The organism is Pseudoalteromonas sp. CO325X, from assembly GCF_004208955.1.
In the GTDB taxonomy this organism is placed as follows: domain Bacteria; phylum Pseudomonadota; class Gammaproteobacteria; order Enterobacterales; family Alteromonadaceae; genus Pseudoalteromonas; species Pseudoalteromonas ruthenica.
Window position 1 is genome coordinate 276,897 of the sequence record NZ_SGPG01000032.1, and the last position, 17,871, is coordinate 294,767.

The window sequence follows — 17,871 nt, forward strand, 5'->3', positions numbered from 1 at the left end:
GCACTATGAGTCCCTCTTTTGTCAGCCATCAAGTCCTGCGCTCTTTGGTTTTGTTTTTAGAAACAAAGGGGCTGAAACGAGCCGACGCCTTGCACCAGCTGCGCTGCGATGAGCAGGCACTACACCAGCCCAGTGAAAGCTTTCACCTTGGCCATTACCACCGTCTAATGCTTTGGGCGCATCAGCAACTCAATTGCGCACATATCGGCTTATACTTTGGCGTGCAGTTGGACCTTGAGCGCTGGGGCGTGCTTGGGCACCTTGCTGCCGTGAGTCCTGATTTACACCGGGTCATTGACTACGGACGTCGATTTCACCCATTAGTGCGCCACACCCAAAGCCTTACCTTTCATCAGCGAGCGCAAACGCTAACTTTGGATTTAGGGCCAACGCAGTCGCACTGTTACTACGTAATTGATGAGCTTTTTGCTAGCTGGCTAAGCTTTGCTCGCATGTATGTCTTGCAAGCTGAGCAGCTGACGCCGGTTGCCGTGCACCTAATGCGCTCGCCACCTAATAACACCAAGGAACAGCGTATTTACGAAAACGTGTTTAAATGTCCAGTGTATTTCAATAGCAGCACTAACAGCATGACCATCGCAAGGGTGTTGCTTGGCCAACCTCTGAAGCAGCCCGATACCACCCTAGAGCAGCTGTTACTGCATCAAGCTCAACAACAACTGGATGCGCGCTTTGATTTACGCGAAAAAGTAAAACAACAACTGGTAGCGCATTTGCCGCAGCGGCTCAATGTAGAGCAAGCGGCGCAACTGTGCGCTGTACCAACACGCACATTGCAGCGTCATCTGGCGCAGCAGCAAACAAGCTTCTCGCAACTACTGGATGAAGCCCGTGCGCGTCTGGCTTTACAGCTCTTTGAATCCGGTTACAAAGCCATTGATATTGCAACAAAACTTGGTTTTTCTGAGCAGAGTGCGTTGCAGCGAGCTTTCAAGCGCTGGTACGGCACATCACCAAAACGTTATCTTATTACAAAAAACAACTTGAAATAGTGGCCAAGGACACCATATAAAGCTGAATTAAGAAAAGAATAAACGCCACACTTTATCGTTCCTTTTGACCAGTCATGATGGATTCAGTCGCCATCGGGTTAAGAAAAAAGTGTTTGCTAAGGGGGTGGTATTCTGCTATTTATAGCCGCCGGTTATTTCCGGGGACTGTATATTAAGGATTTAGGAGAGTGTTATGCCAGAGCAGCGTAAACTAGGGTTAATCGCTCAGGCGGGGTTAGAACCGTATCAAGAACAGCCAGGCGAAGAGTATATGAATGAGCAGCAACGTGCTCACTTTCGCAAAATTCTGGAATCATGGCGTAACGAACTGAGAAACGAAGTTGACCGCACCAAGACCCATATGGCGGATGAAGCGGCTAACTTTCCAGACCCAGTCGATCGTGCCGCGCAAGAGGAAGAGTTCTCTTTGGAACTTCGCACTCGTGACCGCGAACGTAAGCTAATTAAAAAGATTGAAAAAACCCTCACACTTATCGATGAAGACGAGTTTGGTTATTGCGAATCTTGTGGTATTGAAATCGGTATTCGCCGCTTAGAAGCGCGACCAACTGCAGATTTGTGTGTGGACTGTAAATCACTCGCTGAGATTAAAGAGAAGCAAGCCGGTCGCGGTTAATCAACCATGACAACTACGGGTTTGGGCACGAGCACACCTGCCGCGCGCCACTACGTTGGCCGTTTTGCCCCTTCCCCATCCGGTCCCCTGCATTTCGGCTCTCTGGTAGCTGCCTTAGGTAGCTACCTAGATGCCCGCTGTCATCATGGCCGCTGGCTCGTTCGCATTGAAGATATTGACACTCCACGGGTCAAAGCTGGCGCTGATACCGACATTCTAAAAACCCTCGAAGCCTATGCTCTGCATTGGCATGGTGACGTCGTTTACCAAAGCCAACGTTTAGAGCGCTATCAAGCGATCACCGATGAACTTTATGACCGAGGTTTAGTTTACCGCTGTCAATGCACCCGCAAACAAATTAAAGCCATGGGTGGCATCTACGACAATCGCTGCCGCAACTTGACGGTGAGCGGTGATGAATATGCCCTCAGATTAGTTCAAAACCACATTATCGAGCGCTTTGAAGACCGCCTTCAAGGCGAGGTAAAAGTGTTGGACCAACAAGCACGCGAAGACTACATTATTAAGCGCCGGGACGGCTTATTCGCATATCAACTGGTCGTGGTCATCGATGATATTGACCAAGGCATTACTGATGTGGTCCGTGGTGCCGACTTACTCATCCCCAGCGCACGGCAAATCGGCTTATTTACTGAACTAGGGGCCACTCCACCGAGCTATATGCACCTGCCGTTAGCCGTGGCCAGCCCAGGCTTTAAACTGTCGAAGCAAAATTACGCACCGGCCATCGAGCGCGCACACCCCCAACCAGCTCTATTGGATGCATTACGCTTTTTAGGTTTTCAACCTGACCCTGAACTGCTCCACGAGCGCGCTACAACCATTGTTGATTGGGCTGTTAGCCAATACCCTAAAATACAGCTGCGTCAGGCCCTAGAAGTGCAAGTAAGTGAAAATGAAGCAGGCAACACCGAATTAACCACCCTATAAAGCCGTGATTTTTTGCTCCCTCGCTTAATTTTTCCGCCGCGCTGGTATATTATAAGCCACTTCTAAAATCGCCATAAATGCAGCCTAGGAGAGCGATTATCATTTCCAAATTGTTTCATTTTTGCCGACAAGCACTGTCCGCAAAAGAGCACATTGACGCCCACTCAGCAACCGTAGGGACGCTCGACGAGCCGGTGATTATCCCCCGCAGCGAGCACGGGATTTCGCGCAGCCAGTTTAGCCCCAACGCGTTAAAAGTATTATACCGACTTAAAGACGGTGGTTTTGAAGCCTACCTGGTCGGTGGTTGTGTGCGCGATTTGCTACTGGGTCTGCAACCAAAAGACTTTGATGTGGTTACTAATGCGACGCCAGAGCAGGTTAAGAAGCTGTTTCGCAACTGTCGTTTAATTGGTCGTCGCTTTCGTCTCGCGCATATCGTATTTGGCCGCGAGATCATTGAAGTCGCCACTATGCGTGGTCACCATGAGGCGCAAGACTCAAAAAATAACGTCAGTCAGTCATCTGAGCATGGTCAACTGCTGCGCGACAACGTCTACGGTACTATCGACGAAGATGCTGAGCGCCGTGATTTCACTATCAATGCGCTGTACTACTCAATTAAAGATTTCTGCATTTATGATTACGCTAATGGCGTCGCAGCCATTAAAGGTCGCCGCATAGAGCTTATTGGCGATCCAGAGACACGCTATCGCGAAGACCCTGTGCGTATGTTGCGTGCCATTCGCTTTGCCACCAAATTAGACATGAGCATTAGCAGCGCTACGGCAAAACCCATTACTGAATTGGCAGACTTACTTGCGCATATCCCGCCGGCTCGTTTATTTGAAGAGTGCCTGAAGTTGTTTTTGGGTGGCAAAGCCGAAGCTAATTTCCATGCTTTGCGCCAATATGGGTTATTTAAGTATTTATTTCCCGCATTGGACAAGCTGCTTGATGCCAACCCAGGTGGTCAAGAAGAGCGTTTTATTGCGCAGATGTTTGCCAATACCGATGTGCGGATTAACGGCGACAAGAAAGTCACCCCGGCGTTTATTTTTGCAGCTCTGCTGTGGTTCCCGCTGTTAGAGCGTTGTCAGTTGTTGATGCAACGCGATCAATTACCACATTTTGAAGCGTTGGCTGCGGCCATGAATCAAATTTTATCGGAAAACGCTCAACATGTAGCAGTGCCTAAGCGTTTCACGCTAGGAGCACGAGACATTTGGCACATTCAACACCGCTTTGATAAACGCGGTGGCCAACGAGCCTATCGCCTGAGTCAGCAACCACGCTTTAAAGCCGCTTACGACTTTATGTTGTTACTGGTAGATAGCGGTCAAGAAGATCTAAAAGAATTGGCTGATTGGTGGAGTGCCTACCTTAATGCCGATGTGAACGGTCAAAAGATGATGGTCAAAGCCCTAGGAGGCAATAACCGCCCACGCCGGCGTCGTCGTAGCGGCGGCTCACGCAACCGCAATAAACCTAAGGGTGAGTCACAATAATGACTCAGGTGTACTTAGGACTAGGTGCAAACCAAGGCGACCCTATCGCCCAATTACACCATGCCATTACTGAGCTCAAGGCTCTGCCGGGCACCACAGCACACCGCTGCTCGGCGATGTACGCCAGTAAACCTATGGGACCGCAAGATCAGCCCGACTATGTCAATGCGGTGCTCGCAATGCAATGCACCTTAAGCGCACACCAACTGCTCGATGCCACTCAAGCGATTGAACAACGACTCGGTCGGGTGCGCAAGGCCGAGCGCTGGGGACCACGTACTTTAGATATCGATATCATCTTATTTGGCCAGCAATGCATTGATGATGCCCGCCTCACGGTGCCACATTACGGTATGAAAGAGCGTGAATTTGTACTCTACCCACTTTATGAGCTAGCTCCTGATTTACACCTACCAGATGGCAGCTCGCTGCAACGCCTCGTGGCCAATACCCCACGCAATGGCTTAGAACAACTCTAATAAGGACAGCATATGGCGAAGATTTCAGTTTCTACTCTGGCAAAGAAAAAACAAGCAGGTGAAAAAATAACCTCGCTTACAGCCTATGATGCCAGTTTTGCCAAACTTTTTGCCGACAATGGCGTTGATGCCGTATTGGTCGGTGACTCCCTCGGCATGGTGCTGCAAGGCCGTGATGATACGCTCGCAGTCAGCATAGAGGATATTGCATATCACACGCGTTGCGTTCGCGCTGGCAGCCGTGATTTGTTTGTCATCGCTGATATGCCATTTATGACCTACAACACCGTTGCTGCAAGCTGCGAGAATGCTGCCAAGCTGATGCGTGCCGGTGCCAATATGGTAAAGGTGGAAGGCGGCGAGTGGCTGCATGACAGTATCCAAGCCCTCACTCAGCAAGGCGTGCCGGTCTGTGGACATTTGGGGCTAACGCCGCAATCGGTCCATGTGTTTGGCGGCTTTAAAATTCAAGGCCGTGACCAAGCGCAGGCGCAGAAAATGATTGCCGATGCGCAGGCATTAGAGCAAGCTGGAGCGCAGCTTCTGGTACTTGAATGCATTCCTAGCGCCTTAGCCAAAGCCATCACCGATGCGGTGAGTATTCCCACTATAGGCATTGGTGCAGGCAACCAGACCGATGGACAGATTCTGGTTATGCATGATTTAGTCGGTATTTCCGCAGGGTATATTCCCAAATTCTCGAAAAACTTTCTTGCCGAAACCGGTAACATGCCTGCGGCGGTGCAGAAGTTTTGTGAAGATGTAAAAAGTGGTGCCTTTCCTGGCCCTGATCATGAATTCAATTAGACGAAGATAGCTATGCAGACTACCAGCGAAATTCGCTCACTACGCAGCCAAATTAAGTCTTGGCGCCAAGCGGGGCTGAGCATCGCCTTTGTTCCAACTATGGGCAACTTACATGAGGGGCACTACTCACTTGTTGATAAAGCGAAAACGTTAGCAGATAAGGTGGTCGTCAGTATTTTTGTTAATCCCATGCAATTTGGTGCCAATGAGGATTTAGATGCGTACCCGCGTACCTTAAAAGCTGATCAACAGGGATTAAGTGAGCGCGGTGCCGATTACTTATTTACTCCCACGGTACAAACCATCTACCCCAATGGCTTAGAAAGTCAAAGCTATGTTGACGTCCCTGGCGTGTCATTGGGTTATTGCGGCGGTGCCCGCCCAGGACACTTTCGCGGTGTTGCCACCGTGGTCACTAAGCTGTTCAATTTAGTACAGCCTGACTTCGCCTGTTTTGGCGAGAAGGACTTTCAGCAGCTACAAGTTATAAAGACCATGGTGCGCGACCTGTCCATGCCTATAGAGGTCATCGGTGTGCCAACCCAACGAGATGTGAATGGTTTAGCTCTAAGCTCCCGGAATAACTACCTTAATGAAGCGCAAAAGCAGCAAGCGAGCACCTTGTTTACTACCTTGCAGTGGGCCAAAGAACAAATACAGGCCGGTAATAACGACTTTGCCGACTTGGAGCATCAAGCTATTGCCCGCATAGAACAGCAAGGACTGCGTATCGATTACTTTAATGTGGCTGAGCGCAATCGACTGACAGCAGCGACAACCAAAGACTCTGAGCTGGTGTTATTAGTGGCCGCCTATTTGGATAAAGTGAGACTTATCGATAATTTAACGCTAGACTGCAGCTAAGTAACAGAAAAATAAAAGGGATGAATACCATGAAAGCGATTTTCGCGTTAGCTTTAGTCGCCGCTCTAAGTGGCTGCCAGAATAGTGTAGAAAACCCTGAGCTTAACCAGTGTGCGCAGCAAAATTTTCAGTGTGAAACTAACTGTAGCAACAGCACCGTTGAAGAGAGTATGACCAACACCGTGTGCGTGGCCCAGTGCCAAGAAATCTATAACCGCTGTAAAGAGCAAGCCGAAAAGCTCGGCGAAATTCAATAACCAAACAAGCCGCCTAGAGCGGCTTTTTTATGATTCATTGCTGAGCGCAACTAAAGTCCCCTCCAAGGTGCGCACATAGGCGTAAGTGAGCCCTTGATGAGTTGCCGGTGGCGACAGTGGTTCAGCCCCAGCGGCCACCGCTTTAGCAAAGCTCTGGGCAACATTATCGCAGCATAGACTCAACTCAAAGCCCAGTGCCGGCTGCTTTGGCTGGGTACGGATATATTCTTGGCGAAAGCGTGATTGCGCAAATGGATGGCTGGCAAAGGCGATTTTGGCGACCCCGCAGGCTAGTTCGCCGTAAGTGCCTTGCTCGTCAATGTAGTGTGTCGATAAACCAAAAGCTTGGTAATAAAAATCCAGCACTTCTTCGACATTATCAACGAAGATAGTCGTCCCTACGCACTTCATAGCCACTCGTTTTATTTCTGAACAATAGCTTAAGAATAGCGCTAAGGGCGTATAAAATAAACAAAAACGGCGCTCTAATTGCGCCGCTTTCATTACTTACCTTTAGACTCTTGGCTGATTTTTTTCAGCTTCCGTCGCTGCGATAAGGTCATTTTATTACTGCGCCCTGCATAAGGGTTATCCCCTTCACGGAATTCAATTTTGATCGGCGTCCCCATGATGTCTAGGGCTTTGCGGTAATAGTTCATTAAGTAACGCTTATAGCTATCCGGCAGCTCATGCACTTGGTTACCATGAATAACGATACGCGGTGGGTTGTAGCCACCCGCGTGCGCATACTTTAACTTCACTCGACGACCACGCACCAAAGGTGGTTGGTGATCCGCCTGCGCCATATCCATGATCCGCCGTAACATCGCCGTACTAATTCGTTTAGTGGCGCTATCAAAGGCTTCTTCCACCGACTCAAATAAATGCCCTACCCCAGTGCCGTGCAGCGCTGAGATAAAGTGAATACGCGCAAAGTCGACAAAGCCAAGACGACGGTCTAGCTCAGACTTAATACGGTCTTTGACATCGGTATCCAGTCCGTCCCATTTATTTACCGCCAATACCAAGGAGCGTCCGGCATTGAGGGCAAAACCAAGCAAGCTTAGGTCTTGATCGGAAATGCCCGTACGCGCATCAATCACCAACAGCACGACGTTCGCATCTTCTATGGCCTTGAGCGTTTTAATCACAGAAAACTTCTCAACCACATCACTGACTTTCTTGCGCTTTCGAACACCGGCAGTGTCTATCAACACATACTCGCGCTCATTGCGAGTCATAGGAATATAAATGGAGTCTCGTGTGGTACCTGGCATATCATAAACAATCACCCGCTCCTCACCAAGGATACGGTTAGTAAGTGTTGACTTACCAACATTCGGGCGACCAATAATAGCTAACTTTATAGCTTGATTCTCCAGCTCTTGCTGAGCTTCGTCGCTCAGCTCACCGTCGTGCTCAAACGCAGCAAAGGCTTCTTCCTCAGTGTCAGCCTCTAATGCGCTGAGCTCTTCGATAACCGGGTGCAATGCTGTATTAAGTAACCCAGCTATACCACGACCGTGGGCAGCTGCAATCTGGTACACCTCTCCGAGGGCTAACTGATAAAACTCCGCACAGTTGGAATCAGCATCAATGCCGTCGGTTTTATTTGCTACCAAGAACACCTTTTTTTCCTGCTTACGCAGGTGGTGGGCAATGGCCTGATCAGCCACTGTCATGCCAGCACGAGCATCGACTAAAAACAGCACCACATCGGCTTCATCAATCGCCAACAACGATTGCTCCGCCATTTCTGTTTCTATGCCCTCTTCAGAGCCATCGATACCACCGGTGTCGACCACAATAAAGTCATAGCCATCATAGCTCGCTTGACCATATTTACGATCACGAGTGAGCCCGGGAAAATCAGCAACGAGCGCATCTCGAGTGCGAGTTAAGCGGTTGAACAATGTCGACTTACCAACATTAGGTCGCCCCACTAAGGCGATCACAGGAAGCATAATATACCTCTTAAACAACAAAAAAGCTCCGCCATGACCAGTTGGCCTGAAGGCGAAGCCTATTTTAGGGCAAAGCCCAATTAATCTAACTTACGGCGCTTTAACGGCGCTTACTTCGCCATCGCGCGTGACAATGATCAAGCGATCATCAGCAACCACAGGTTCAACGTAAAACCCTGAGCCATCGAACTCATGACGAGCGACTAACTCACCGCTGTTGCGCTCAAGCCAGTGCAAGTTACCTTCTTGGTCACCCACAGCGAGGTAATCACCTAGTACCGCAGGGCCAGTGATATACCAGCCACGCAGTGCTGGCTGTGACCAGCGTTCGATCCCCGAACTCTTATCTAAAGCATAGATAACACCATCAGAATCGACCACATAAATCGTAGTACCAACAATGCTGAATTCGCGGTAGCTGCTGTATTCACGCTTCCAGACCACGTTACCAGAGCGAATATCAACAGCAGCCAAGTTGCCGTTATAAGCTAGGGTGTACACCATAGAGCCGCTTACTTTGGGCTCAGTGTCAACGTCGACTAAACGTTCGAACTCAGAAGCACCTTTAGGCTGGGCAATATCTGCCTGCCACGCTGCAAATCCACTGTCAGAGATAAGCACAGATAACTTACCCGTCTCTTCACCCACTAAGACTCCGCCATTTGCGACAGTGGGAGCACTTAGGCCACGCAAGGTCAACGGCGGCACTTCTTGCTCATAGCGCCAGCGCTCTTCCCCGCTATCAGGGTGTAACGCCAGTAACTTACCCGAGCCTAAGTTAACGTAAACCAGGCCATCTCCAGCGGCGGGCTTTGATAGCGCTTCACCGGGAACGCTTTTACGCCAAATGACCTCACCAGTTTCTCGGTCAAGAGCAACCACTTGGCCATGCTCCGAGCCGATAAATAGCTTGCCATAGGCTTGCAAGATACCACCAGAGAGTTTGGCGCTGTCTGTGCTTTCCCATGGCCAAAACGAGGCGTCTGCGCGCACATCGTTCTCCCACAAGACGTCGCCATCAGTTAATGACAATGCTTGTACTTCACCAAAACGCGAGGCAACAAAGACGCGGTCTTTATAAACAGCGGGCTGTAAACGAGAAAAATAATGCTCTACACCATCTCCCACAGTTTCTTGCCACAACACTTGCGTTTCAAACTGGTTGGCAATCTCTGGTAACACCAACTCATCTTCATCACTGGAAGAGCAACCGGTGAGCGACGCCATACACAGTGCTAAGCCTGCCAGGGTTAACTTTTTCATACTACCCACTCCTTAAGCTGCTGGAGTCTGCTCGGCTAAATCGTCTAACTTCACTTGTAGTAAAGGGTTACTCTCTAAACCGCCATTGTCTGCTGCCGCTTGGTACGACGCCCGCGCTTGTGCTTTATCGCCTTGAGCTAGGTAAATATCACCTTTAAGCTCGGCAACATTAGCCTTGTAGCTTTCAGGTAACTGTGTATCAAGCGTTGCTAGTGCCGCATCATAGTCTTTCTGAGCTAGTTGAATACGCGCTAAGCGCGTAGTAGCAATCGCTTGCAGTTCTGCTTTGCCAGCATTTTTTTGAGCCCACGTTAGCTTCTCAGCAGCCAGAGCTAAGTCGTCATTATCAACCGCTTCTTTCGCTGCAACGAAAGCCGCCAGCACTGCATAGCTTGAGCCATTGTACTGCTCGATAAAGGCATCGCTTTTAGCAACTACATCACTGTCTTGTGACCCAGCACCTTCAATCACCTTGTTAAAGGCATCTGATGCTTGCTCGGCGCTGCTTAACTGGTTTTGGTTATAGGCTTTCCAGCCATATAAGCCACCTAGACCGATAACAATACCTAGGCCTAGCGTAATACCATTTTCTTTGAAAAAGCGCTTAATCGCTTCTGCTTGTTGTTCTTCTGTTGAATAAATTTCCATTATTACCTCGTAGACTCAGGTCTAAATCATCTCAGCCAATAGCTGGGTAATTTCATTCAAGGAGTGGGTTGCTTGTGGTTTTTCTTCACGCAGGTATTTCACTGTCACCACTCCTTGCTCAAGTTCGTCTTCACCGAGGATCAGCGCCACTTCAGCACCGCTCTTATCGGCTCGTTTTAATTGCTTTTTAAAGTTACCACCACCGGCGTGTACTAGCACTCGTAAACCTGGCACTTGCGCACGTAACTGGGCAGCAATAACGGGGGCTTGAATACTGGCTTTGTCACCCATTGCTGCAACGTATACATCGGCGTCACGGCGAATGTCGCCGACGCTATCTAATGCTTGCAACAACAACACCAAACGCTCCATGCCCATGGCAAAGCCAACAGCAGGCGTCGCTTTACCACCAAGTTGCTCAACTAAGCCATCGTAACGGCCGCCCGCACAAACTGTGCCTTGGGCACCCAAACTATCAGTCACCCACTCAAACACAGTGCGGTTGTAGTAATCAAGACCACGCACGAGTTTTTCGTTAACCTGATATTCGATACCCGCTGCGTCTAAACGTTCACATAAATCTGCAAAATGTGCTTTAGATTCATCATCTAAGTGCTCAGATAACTTAGGTGCGTCGGCCAGAACGGCTTGTACATCAGGGTTTTTACTATCAAGCACTCGCAGTGGGTTGGAGTGCATGCGGCGCTTTGAATCTTCATCGAGCTTGTCTTCGTGCTGCGCTAGGTAAGCAATAAGTGCATCACGATATTGTGCACGCGCTTCATTGGAGCCTAACGAATTAAGCTCGAGGCGTACATGCTCGCTAATACCAAATTGTTGCCAAAGCTGCGCAGTAAGCATGATCACTTCGGCATCAATATCAGCACTGGCAATACCAAACACTTCCAAACCGAACTGATGAAATTGGCGATAACGACCTTTTTGAGGGCGCTCATGGCGGAACATAGGCCCCATATACCACAGGCGCTGTTCTTGATTATACAGTAAACCATTTTGGTTCCCGGCACGCACACACACCGCTGTGCCCTCAGGACGTAAGGTGAGGCTATCACCGTTACGATCGGCAAAGGTATACATTTCCTTTTCTACGATATCAGTCACTTCGCCAATAGAGCGCTTGAAAAGATCGGTTGATTCAACGATCGGGAAGCGGATTTCTTGATAACCGAAAGAGGCCACACACTGGCGCAAGGTATCTTCCACTTTCTGCCAAACTTGTGTATCACCCGGTAGGATGTCATTCATCCCACGGACTGCTTGAATTTGTTTTGCCACTGATAATCCCAAAAATTCTGTTTAGGCGCTCAAGCGCCGATGTCAAAGCGTCGATAAATTAAGCGCGCCATTATAGCCTTTTGCGCCGCTACCACCAAGTAGCAGAGCAAGGCTTAATCAACTAATTTAACGTCGATTGGCGTTTGTTGTTCTTGTTTAGCGAGGTAATCGCGCACTTGCTCTTCAAGTTGATCGACAATGTTATCGTTATCGATACGCAGCTTTTGTCGCTGACCGTTGATATACAGGCCTGAACGGCGATTTGCCCCGGCTAAGCCAATATCACTGACCAAGGCTTCACCCGGGCCATTGACTACGCAGCCGATCACAGAAACGGTCATCGGCTTGACCACGTCTTCGAGGCGCTCTTCAAGCTGGTTCATGGTGCCGACCACATCAAACTCTTGACGCGAACAGCTTGGGCAGGCAATAAAGTTAATACCGCGCGAACGTATGCGCAACGATTTAAGGATATCAAAGCCGACTTTAATTTCTTGCACAGGATCGGCCGCCAACGACACCCGTAAAGTATCACCAATCCCCTCGGCTAGGAGCATGCCTAAACCGACTGCTGACTTCACCGAGCCAGAACGAAAACCACCTGCTTCGGTGATCCCTAAATGCAACGGCTGATCAATTTCTTGTGCTAACAATCGGTATGCGCCCACAGCTAAAAATACATCTGAGGCTTTGACGGACACTTTAAACTGGTCGAAGTTGAGACGCTGTAAAATTTCCACATGACGCATCGCCGACTCAAGCAGAGCTTCAGGCGTTGGCTCGCCGTACTTTTCTTGTAAGTCACGCTCTAGTGAACCGCCATTAACGCCGATACGAATCGGAATATTACGTTCACCAGCGGCATCGACGACTGCTCGAATTCGCTCTTCATTACCGATATTCCCGGGGTTAATACGTAGGCAATCAGCGCCGTACTCAGCCACTTTAAGCGCGATACGATAGTCAAAGTGGATATCCGTAACTAGCGGAATATCCACTTGCTCTTTAATGCTTTTAAACGCCTCAGCCGCCGCCATGGTGGGCACTGAGACACGCACCAAGTCTGCGCCTGCTTGCTCAATAGCTTGAATTTGCTTGACTGTGGCATCGACGTCCATGGTGTCGGTATTGGTCATGGACTGCACCGCAATTGGCGCGCCGTCGCCAATAGGCACATCACCTACATAAATACGCGTCGATTTGCGGCGTTTGATCGGTGACTCTGAAAACATACTACTTACTCTGTTAACGGTAATGAAAATTTAGCGAGGCGGTTTTTCGGAAACTGTGAAATATCAACCGCTTCACCATTTAATTCGATATCAACAACATCGTGTTTGCCAAGCGTGACAGCAAAAGGCGCTTTGCCAATAAGCTCAAGCTCTTGCCCTGCATTTTTTATATCGTAAACTAGGCGCTTACCATCAGCATCTTCTACCGCCACCCAGCACTCACCGCTAAAACGCATATATACACGCTGCTGACCACCTTTTAAGGGCTCGCTTTGCACTGCAGTATTTGCTGTAGGTGCTGCATCAGCAGTCTCTTCACGCTCTTCTGTCGCAGTGTCAGACAGTGGCTCTTGCGCGCTCAGCGTCGTCGCTGATTGTTGTGCTTCGGAAGCGGGTGTTTGTTGACTTTGTTCTTGGATTTCGCCACTTGGTTGCACTGGCTGTTGCTCAGCGTTTTCAGGCCCCTCACTGGATATTGGGTTCGAGCTCACAGTACTGGACTCTGGGGTAGACAAACTCAGCGGGTCATCACTATTTTGCCACCACCAAATAGCGGAAGAGCCCAAGATGATAGCCAGGATAATATAGCTTACCAGCATCAAGCGGCTGTCATGGGCTTCTTTTTCAGTTCTTCGCGAGAAGCTTTGCATGGCCGCGATTTGTTCACTGTCATCTTGTGGGTCATAACCCTCAAGCAATTCTTTATGATCTAGGCCTACCACTTTGCAGTAAGCCTTCACATAGCCTTTAACAAAGATCGGCGGGCCGAGCTTTTCGAGGCGGTCATGCTCTAAATCATCAAGCTTTTGCACTGTCAGGTTCAGCCTTTTCGCCATTTGTTCTTGGCTTAACCTGTGTTGCTCCCTCGCTTGTACTAAATATTTCCCTATTTCTAATGGAGCACTTTCCTCTGTTATTTCACTATTTTCGCTCATATTTAATAGTTTTGAGGATCAACTAAATACAGTTTCTCGCCGGGTACTAGGCGAGCGCCCTCATCTAGCTGATTCCATTCCATTAGTCGTTGCAGAAGAATGTTATACTGGGTGGAGATACTAAACAGCGTATCTCCTTCTTGCACAGTATGATAAATGTTCGGCTCTTTTAAGTAAATTTTACTACCACTGAGCACGTGATCTGCGCTCTTAAGGTTATTCCATTCACGCAATGTGCTTAAGCGAATATTATAGCGTGCAGAAACACTGAATAAGGTCTCCCCTTTTTTCATTACGTGATAGGGCAGCGCCAGTGGGTCATCACTATCGACCTGTGCGCCTTGAGCGATAAACTCGCTGACTCCTTCACTGAGCTCAGTATTACTTTGCTGTACCACCACATCTTCACTTGCTAAGGCCTGTGCATCTGGCGCTTGCATACTATCTACAGGCGTAGTGTCATCGCCCTCATGCTGTGCTGGGGCATCACTCACCTGTGCCATTGCTTGCTCATTGGTGGATAAAGACGGCGGCTCGGCGCCGTCATTGCTTTCGGCCACTACATCAGATGCACTGTCAGCCCCTTCGCTTTGGGTCGTTACTTCAGCATTTTGTTGCTCAGCAACCGTGTCGACCTCATTGGTAACGGTTGTGGTTTCAGGCTCATCTTGTGTAGCGGAGTCATGTTCTGGCAAATCGGCCGGTGACGTTGATTGTTCATCAATTTCGGCGCTTGCTTGCAGCGCTTCAGCAGGCTGTTGCGATGCGCTCTGCGCGCTATCGCTACTATCATCACTCGGCTGTGCTGCAGATTGCGCAGCTGAGGGCTCTGGATTCGGGGTCGTTGTATCGTCACTGGTATCGGTGGTCGTGACCACTGCAGTGTCCTGAGAGTCTGCATTAACCTGCTCGGTAGCACTTTGTTCAGTGTGAGTCGTTTCAGTATCCGAGGTTTGTGCTTTAACCACTTCTGCGGCTGTATCCACCTCCGTAGTTGCTGCTTCTACCTCAGTATTTGCTGCTTCTACCTTGTCGCTTGTGGTTGCTGCATCGTCATTTGCAACTAGGTCGCTATTTTCATGAGCACTGTCGACCATTTCTTGAGTCTGCTCGACACTGCTGGTTGCGGCCTGTTGCTGCGCTGGTGAAGTGACGACGACCGGTGCTGTGGTAGGCGTTGTCGAAGTGCTCGACTTTTTCTTCACCACCTTGATTTTTGGCTTGGCAACGATGCGGTCATCTTGCATCACCCCTTGCAACTCAGAAAGTTGGTGTTTGCGATACTGCTCTCGCAACTGTTCAAACTCACTGGCGCTATAGCGCTGCTCGCGGACAATACGCGCTTCAATCGAGGACGGGTACGTCAGCTCAATGGTTTCTGCTAATTTACGTGCATCTTCCACATGACCCATACGATCTTGAATCAGATAACCAAGTAACAATGACCGCGATGAAACTCGTCCAGTACGCTCATAACGCTGGAGCACCTGCTGTGCTTTATAAAAATCGCTTTTAGCATAGTGCACTGCGGCTAAATTAATGAGGCTGGATGCACGTAAAGAACTGTGATTCAACGCTTCTTCAAGGTAGGACTCAGCGGCATCAAATTTATCAAATTCGAGTGCACACAAAGCTAAGTTTTCGTAGCTTTCCGCAACCCGTAAATAGCTTGGAATTTCAATGGCTGACATAAACTTGTCAACCGCGCCTTCATAATCGCCAATATCACATAAAAACACCCCATAATTATTCAAGGTGTTTGGATCATTCGGCTCGAGCTCAATCGCACGTTCATAAGCATCTTGGGCTCGCTGATGCTCACCGACTCGTTGATAGTAGTAAGCCATTGAGTAATGTACTTCAGGAAGCTCTGGTGCAAACTTAGCTGCGCGTTCGAGGTTATATTTTGCTTGTGTGCTGTTGCCCTGCGAGAGATAGTTGAGGGCTAAAGAGATGCGCGTACGCGCGGCGTCGACATTATTTATTCGTTTTTCTACTACAGGCCGGTCGCTGCCCACATAGGTGCTTTCGGTTACACACCCGCCTAAGGCGAGTAAACTGACACTGGTCACTAAAAGCTTGCGCATGGCGTCGCCTCGTTAATTCCGTTATTGCACCTATATTACCGAAAAGCCCTTTTGTTTCATCTATTTTTTAACAAAAGGGCGATATTTTCTGTTATTGAGCCACATTTATAGCGATAGCGCTCTTTTCTCGCTCTTTTCTCTTGGCCAAACGTTTAGTTCTATCAACCACATCACCCACCAGCTGACCACATGCAGCGTCGATATCATCGCCTCGGGTACGACGCACGATGGTGGTAATACCAGCCCCTTGCAGTACCTTAGAGAAGCGGTCGATACGACTGTTGCTTGAGCGCCCGTAGTCATTGCCTGGGAAAGGGTTAAAAGGAATCAAGTTAACCTTCGATGGCGTGCCTTTAAGCACTTTCACTAATTCATGGGCATGATCGGTGCTGTCATTGACTTCTTGCAGCATCACATACTCAATGGTGATGTCTTTATTCGCTTTTGAACCATCAATATAACGGCGACACGCCGCTAAAAACTCTTCAATAGGGTACTTTTTATTAATCGGCACTAGCTCATCACGCAATTCGTTATTCGGAGCGTGTAAGGAGATAGCCAAGGCCACGTCTATTTGCTCTTTTAACAAATCAAGCGCTGGGACCACACCTGAGGTACTCAAGGTAACGCGGCGTTTCGATAAACCAAACGCCCAATCATCCATCATCAATTCCATCGCCGGAACCACGTTTTTCAAATTAAGCAGTGGCTCTCCCATGCCCATCATCACCACATTGGTGATAGGACGGCGGGTGCTGTCACCGTGCAGACCGATATCACGGGCTACACGCCATACCTGACCGATGATTTCAGAAACCTTGAGGTTACGGTTAAAGCCCTGTTGTGCAGTCGAGCAGAAAGTACATTCCAATGCACAACCCACTTGCGACGATACGCACAAGGTGGCGCGATCTTTTTCCGGGATCCAAACGGTTTCTACCTCTTGGCCACCATCGAGTAGCAAGGCATATTTGATAGTGCCATCGCTGGATGGCTGCTTTACCGAAATTTCCGGGGCGCGAATCTCACACTCAGCACTCAGTCGCGCTTTGAGTTTTTTATTGAGATTGGTCATGTCGTCGAAATTGTCGATGCCAAAATGGTAAATCCACTTCATCACCTGATCGGCGCGGAACGGCTTTTCACCAATGGATGCGAAATACTCGCGCATTCCTTGGCGATTAAAATCGAGTAAATTGATTTTTTTCTCAGTCGTGGCCATGAACAAACCTCTATCAGGTGACGGATAAAACGAAGGTGGCAAATTGTACACAATTTAACCATTATAGCAATTCCTTAGCACACTGGCTGCAGTGCCAATAAACTAAGGAATTACAAGGACAAGAAAAGGGCCCGAAAGCCCTTCCCGCGACTGTTGTCGTAGCTCGAAATTAACGAGTACGAGGACAGATTTCTTCTTCAGCGAAGAAGTAAGCGATTTCGCGAGCCGCAGACTCTGGCGCGTCAGAACCGTGTACTGCGTTTTCGTCGATGCTTTCTGCGTAGTCAGCACGTAGTGTGCCAGCAGCCGCTTCCGCAGGGTTAGTCGCACCCATGATTTCGCGGTTTTTACGAATTGCATCTTCACCTTCAAGAACTTGCACCATTACTGGGCCAGAAGTCATGAAAGAAACAAGGGCACCGAAGAAAGGACGCTCTTTGTGTTCAGCGTAGAAGCCTTCAGCTTGCTCTTGTGATAGGTGAACCATTTTTGATGCAACGATCTTAAGACCTGCAGTTTCGAAACGGTTGTAGATTGCACCGATGTGGTTTTTAGCTACCGCATCAGGCTTAACGATAGAGAAAGTGCGCTCTAAAGCCATGTTTTGCTCCAAATAACGTTAAATTTTAAGTGTTAAACTTTACCGGGCGCGAATTATACGCGCTTTAGCGTGAAAATCCTACTACATTGTTACGCCCGTGAGCTTAG

General features: G+C 48.9%; 18 protein-coding genes. 8 read left to right on the plus strand and 10 right to left on the minus strand.

Annotation, left to right across the window (positions count from 1 at the left end):
- The first annotated feature begins 5 nt into the window (after positions 1 to 5).
- The 8 genes from EXT46_RS16785 (at position 6) to EXT46_RS16820 (ending at position 6,516) form a co-directional block, all read left to right on the plus strand.
- Entirely contained in the window at positions 6 to 1,013 is a 1,008-nt protein-coding gene (locus tag EXT46_RS16785; protein ID WP_130148675.1) for an AraC family transcriptional regulator, read from the plus strand.
- 193 nt (positions 1,014 to 1,206) lie between these two features.
- A complete protein-coding gene (dksA, locus tag EXT46_RS16790; protein ID WP_022944268.1) occupies positions 1,207 to 1,650 on the plus strand; it encodes an RNA polymerase-binding protein DksA in 444 nt (147 codons plus the stop codon).
- A gap of 6 nt (positions 1,651 to 1,656) precedes the next feature.
- The gene (gene gluQRS / locus EXT46_RS16795; protein ID WP_130148677.1) at positions 1,657 to 2,601 is read left to right on the plus strand and encodes a tRNA glutamyl-Q(34) synthetase GluQRS; all 945 of its coding nucleotides are present in this window, start codon (positions 1,657 to 1,659) and stop codon (positions 2,599 to 2,601) included.
- Between the two features lie 77 nt (positions 2,602 to 2,678).
- Positions 2,679 to 4,109, plus strand: coding sequence for a polynucleotide adenylyltransferase PcnB (pcnB, locus tag EXT46_RS16800; protein WP_082079329.1), 1,431 nt, complete (start codon positions 2,679 to 2,681; stop codon positions 4,107 to 4,109).
- Complete coding sequence (gene folK, locus EXT46_RS16805) at positions 4,109 to 4,588, plus strand: 2-amino-4-hydroxy-6-hydroxymethyldihydropteridine diphosphokinase (RefSeq protein WP_130148679.1); 480 nt, start codon at positions 4,109 to 4,111, stop codon at positions 4,586 to 4,588. The genes pcnB and folK overlap by 1 nt, the downstream gene beginning before the upstream one ends.
- A 12-nt stretch (positions 4,589 to 4,600) precedes the next feature.
- Positions 4,601 to 5,395, plus strand: a complete 795-nt coding sequence (gene panB, locus EXT46_RS16810) for a 3-methyl-2-oxobutanoate hydroxymethyltransferase (RefSeq protein WP_130148681.1) — start codon at positions 4,601 to 4,603, stop codon at positions 5,393 to 5,395.
- Positions 5,396 to 5,407: 12 nt separating this feature from the next.
- Positions 5,408 to 6,259 carry a pantoate--beta-alanine ligase gene (gene panC, locus EXT46_RS16815; RefSeq protein ID WP_130148683.1) on the plus strand — a complete coding sequence of 284 codons (852 nt, stop codon included), beginning with the start codon at positions 5,408 to 5,410 and terminating at the stop codon, positions 6,257 to 6,259.
- 20 nt (positions 6,260 to 6,279) lie between these two features.
- Positions 6,280 to 6,516: a hypothetical protein gene (locus tag EXT46_RS16820; protein WP_026111017.1), complete on the plus strand. Its 237-nt coding sequence runs from the start codon at positions 6,280 to 6,282 to the stop codon at positions 6,514 to 6,516.
- Positions 6,517 to 6,543: 27 nt separating this feature from the next.
- Here the strand turns inward: EXT46_RS16820 and EXT46_RS16825 are convergent, their stop codons facing one another.
- The 10 genes from EXT46_RS16825 to ndk all read right to left on the minus strand — a co-directional run bounded on the left by EXT46_RS16825 (position 6,544) and on the right by ndk (position 17,764).
- Positions 6,544 to 6,927: a VOC family protein gene (locus EXT46_RS16825; RefSeq protein WP_130148797.1), complete on the minus strand. Its 384-nt coding sequence runs from the start codon at positions 6,925 to 6,927 to the stop codon at positions 6,544 to 6,546.
- A 92-nt stretch (positions 6,928 to 7,019) separates the two neighbouring features.
- Complete coding sequence (der, locus tag EXT46_RS16830; protein WP_130148685.1) at positions 7,020 to 8,480, minus strand: ribosome biogenesis GTPase Der; 1,461 nt, start codon at positions 8,478 to 8,480, stop codon at positions 7,020 to 7,022.
- A 90-nt stretch (positions 8,481 to 8,570) separates the two neighbouring features.
- Positions 8,571 to 9,743 carry an outer membrane protein assembly factor BamB gene (bamB, locus tag EXT46_RS16835; protein WP_130148687.1) on the minus strand — a complete coding sequence of 391 codons (1,173 nt, stop codon included), beginning with the start codon at positions 9,741 to 9,743 and terminating at the stop codon, positions 8,571 to 8,573.
- A gap of 12 nt (positions 9,744 to 9,755) precedes the next feature.
- Positions 9,756 to 10,391 (minus strand): tetratricopeptide repeat protein, encoded by a 636-nt coding sequence (locus EXT46_RS16840; protein WP_022944278.1) that lies wholly within the window; start codon positions 10,389 to 10,391, stop codon positions 9,756 to 9,758.
- A gap of 21 nt (positions 10,392 to 10,412) precedes the next feature.
- On the minus strand, positions 10,413 to 11,687 hold the full coding sequence (hisS, locus tag EXT46_RS16845) for a histidine--tRNA ligase (RefSeq protein ID WP_022944279.1): 1,275 nt from the start codon (positions 11,685 to 11,687) through the stop codon (positions 10,413 to 10,415).
- Between the two features lie 113 nt (positions 11,688 to 11,800).
- Positions 11,801 to 12,919, minus strand: a complete 1,119-nt coding sequence (ispG, locus tag EXT46_RS16850; protein WP_022944280.1) for a flavodoxin-dependent (E)-4-hydroxy-3-methylbut-2-enyl-diphosphate synthase — start codon at positions 12,917 to 12,919, stop codon at positions 11,801 to 11,803.
- Between the two features lie 5 nt (positions 12,920 to 12,924).
- Complete coding sequence (locus tag EXT46_RS16855) at positions 12,925 to 13,854, minus strand: RodZ domain-containing protein (RefSeq protein WP_130148689.1); 930 nt, start codon at positions 13,852 to 13,854, stop codon at positions 12,925 to 12,927.
- 2 nt (positions 13,855 to 13,856) lie between these two features.
- On the minus strand, positions 13,857 to 15,941 hold the full coding sequence (gene pilW / locus EXT46_RS16860) for a type IV pilus biogenesis/stability protein PilW (RefSeq protein ID WP_130148691.1): 2,085 nt from the start codon (positions 15,939 to 15,941) through the stop codon (positions 13,857 to 13,859).
- A 91-nt stretch (positions 15,942 to 16,032) separates the two neighbouring features.
- Entirely contained in the window at positions 16,033 to 17,163 is a 1,131-nt protein-coding gene (locus tag EXT46_RS16865) for a bifunctional tRNA (adenosine(37)-C2)-methyltransferase TrmG/ribosomal RNA large subunit methyltransferase RlmN (protein ID WP_022943790.1), read from the minus strand.
- A gap of 169 nt (positions 17,164 to 17,332) precedes the next feature.
- Positions 17,333 to 17,764 carry a nucleoside-diphosphate kinase gene (ndk, locus tag EXT46_RS16870; protein ID WP_130148693.1) on the minus strand — a complete coding sequence of 144 codons (432 nt, stop codon included), beginning with the start codon at positions 17,762 to 17,764 and terminating at the stop codon, positions 17,333 to 17,335.
- Positions 17,765 to 17,871 lie beyond the last annotated feature (107 nt).

Coding starts and splice junctions, on each gene's coding strand:
- ndk (WP_130148693.1), bottom strand. CDS start 17,764: ATGGCTTTAGAGCGCACTTTCTCTATCGTTAAGCCTGATGCGGTAGCT.
- EXT46_RS16820 (WP_026111017.1), top strand. CDS start 6,280: ATGAATACCATGAAAGCGATTTTCGCGTTAGCTTTAGTCGCCGCTCTA.
- dksA (WP_022944268.1), top strand. CDS start 1,207: ATGCCAGAGCAGCGTAAACTAGGGTTAATCGCTCAGGCGGGGTTAGAA.
- panC (WP_130148683.1), top strand. CDS start 5,408: ATGCAGACTACCAGCGAAATTCGCTCACTACGCAGCCAAATTAAGTCT.
- EXT46_RS16865 (WP_022943790.1), bottom strand. CDS start 17,163: ATGGCCACGACTGAGAAAAAAATCAATTTACTCGATTTTAATCGCCAA.
- folK (WP_130148679.1), top strand. CDS start 4,109: ATGACTCAGGTGTACTTAGGACTAGGTGCAAACCAAGGCGACCCTATC.
- EXT46_RS16785 (WP_130148675.1), top strand. CDS start 6: ATGAGTCCCTCTTTTGTCAGCCATCAAGTCCTGCGCTCTTTGGTTTTG.
- pcnB (WP_082079329.1), top strand. CDS start 2,679: ATGCAGCCTAGGAGAGCGATTATCATTTCCAAATTGTTTCATTTTTGC.
- panB (WP_130148681.1), top strand. CDS start 4,601: ATGGCGAAGATTTCAGTTTCTACTCTGGCAAAGAAAAAACAAGCAGGT.
- bamB (WP_130148687.1), bottom strand. CDS start 9,743: ATGAAAAAGTTAACCCTGGCAGGCTTAGCACTGTGTATGGCGTCGCTC.
- EXT46_RS16840 (WP_022944278.1), bottom strand. CDS start 10,391: ATGGAAATTTATTCAACAGAAGAACAACAAGCAGAAGCGATTAAGCGC.
- EXT46_RS16825 (WP_130148797.1), bottom strand. CDS start 6,927: ATGAAGTGCGTAGGGACGACTATCTTCGTTGATAATGTCGAAGAAGTG.
- EXT46_RS16855 (WP_130148689.1), bottom strand. CDS start 13,854: ATGAGCGAAAATAGTGAAATAACAGAGGAAAGTGCTCCATTAGAAATA.
- ispG (WP_022944280.1), bottom strand. CDS start 12,919: ATGTTTTCAGAGTCACCGATCAAACGCCGCAAATCGACGCGTATTTAT.
- der (WP_130148685.1), bottom strand. CDS start 8,480: ATGCTTCCTGTGATCGCCTTAGTGGGGCGACCTAATGTTGGTAAGTCG.
- gluQRS (WP_130148677.1), top strand. CDS start 1,657: ATGACAACTACGGGTTTGGGCACGAGCACACCTGCCGCGCGCCACTAC.
- pilW (WP_130148691.1), bottom strand. CDS start 15,941: ATGCGCAAGCTTTTAGTGACCAGTGTCAGTTTACTCGCCTTAGGCGGG.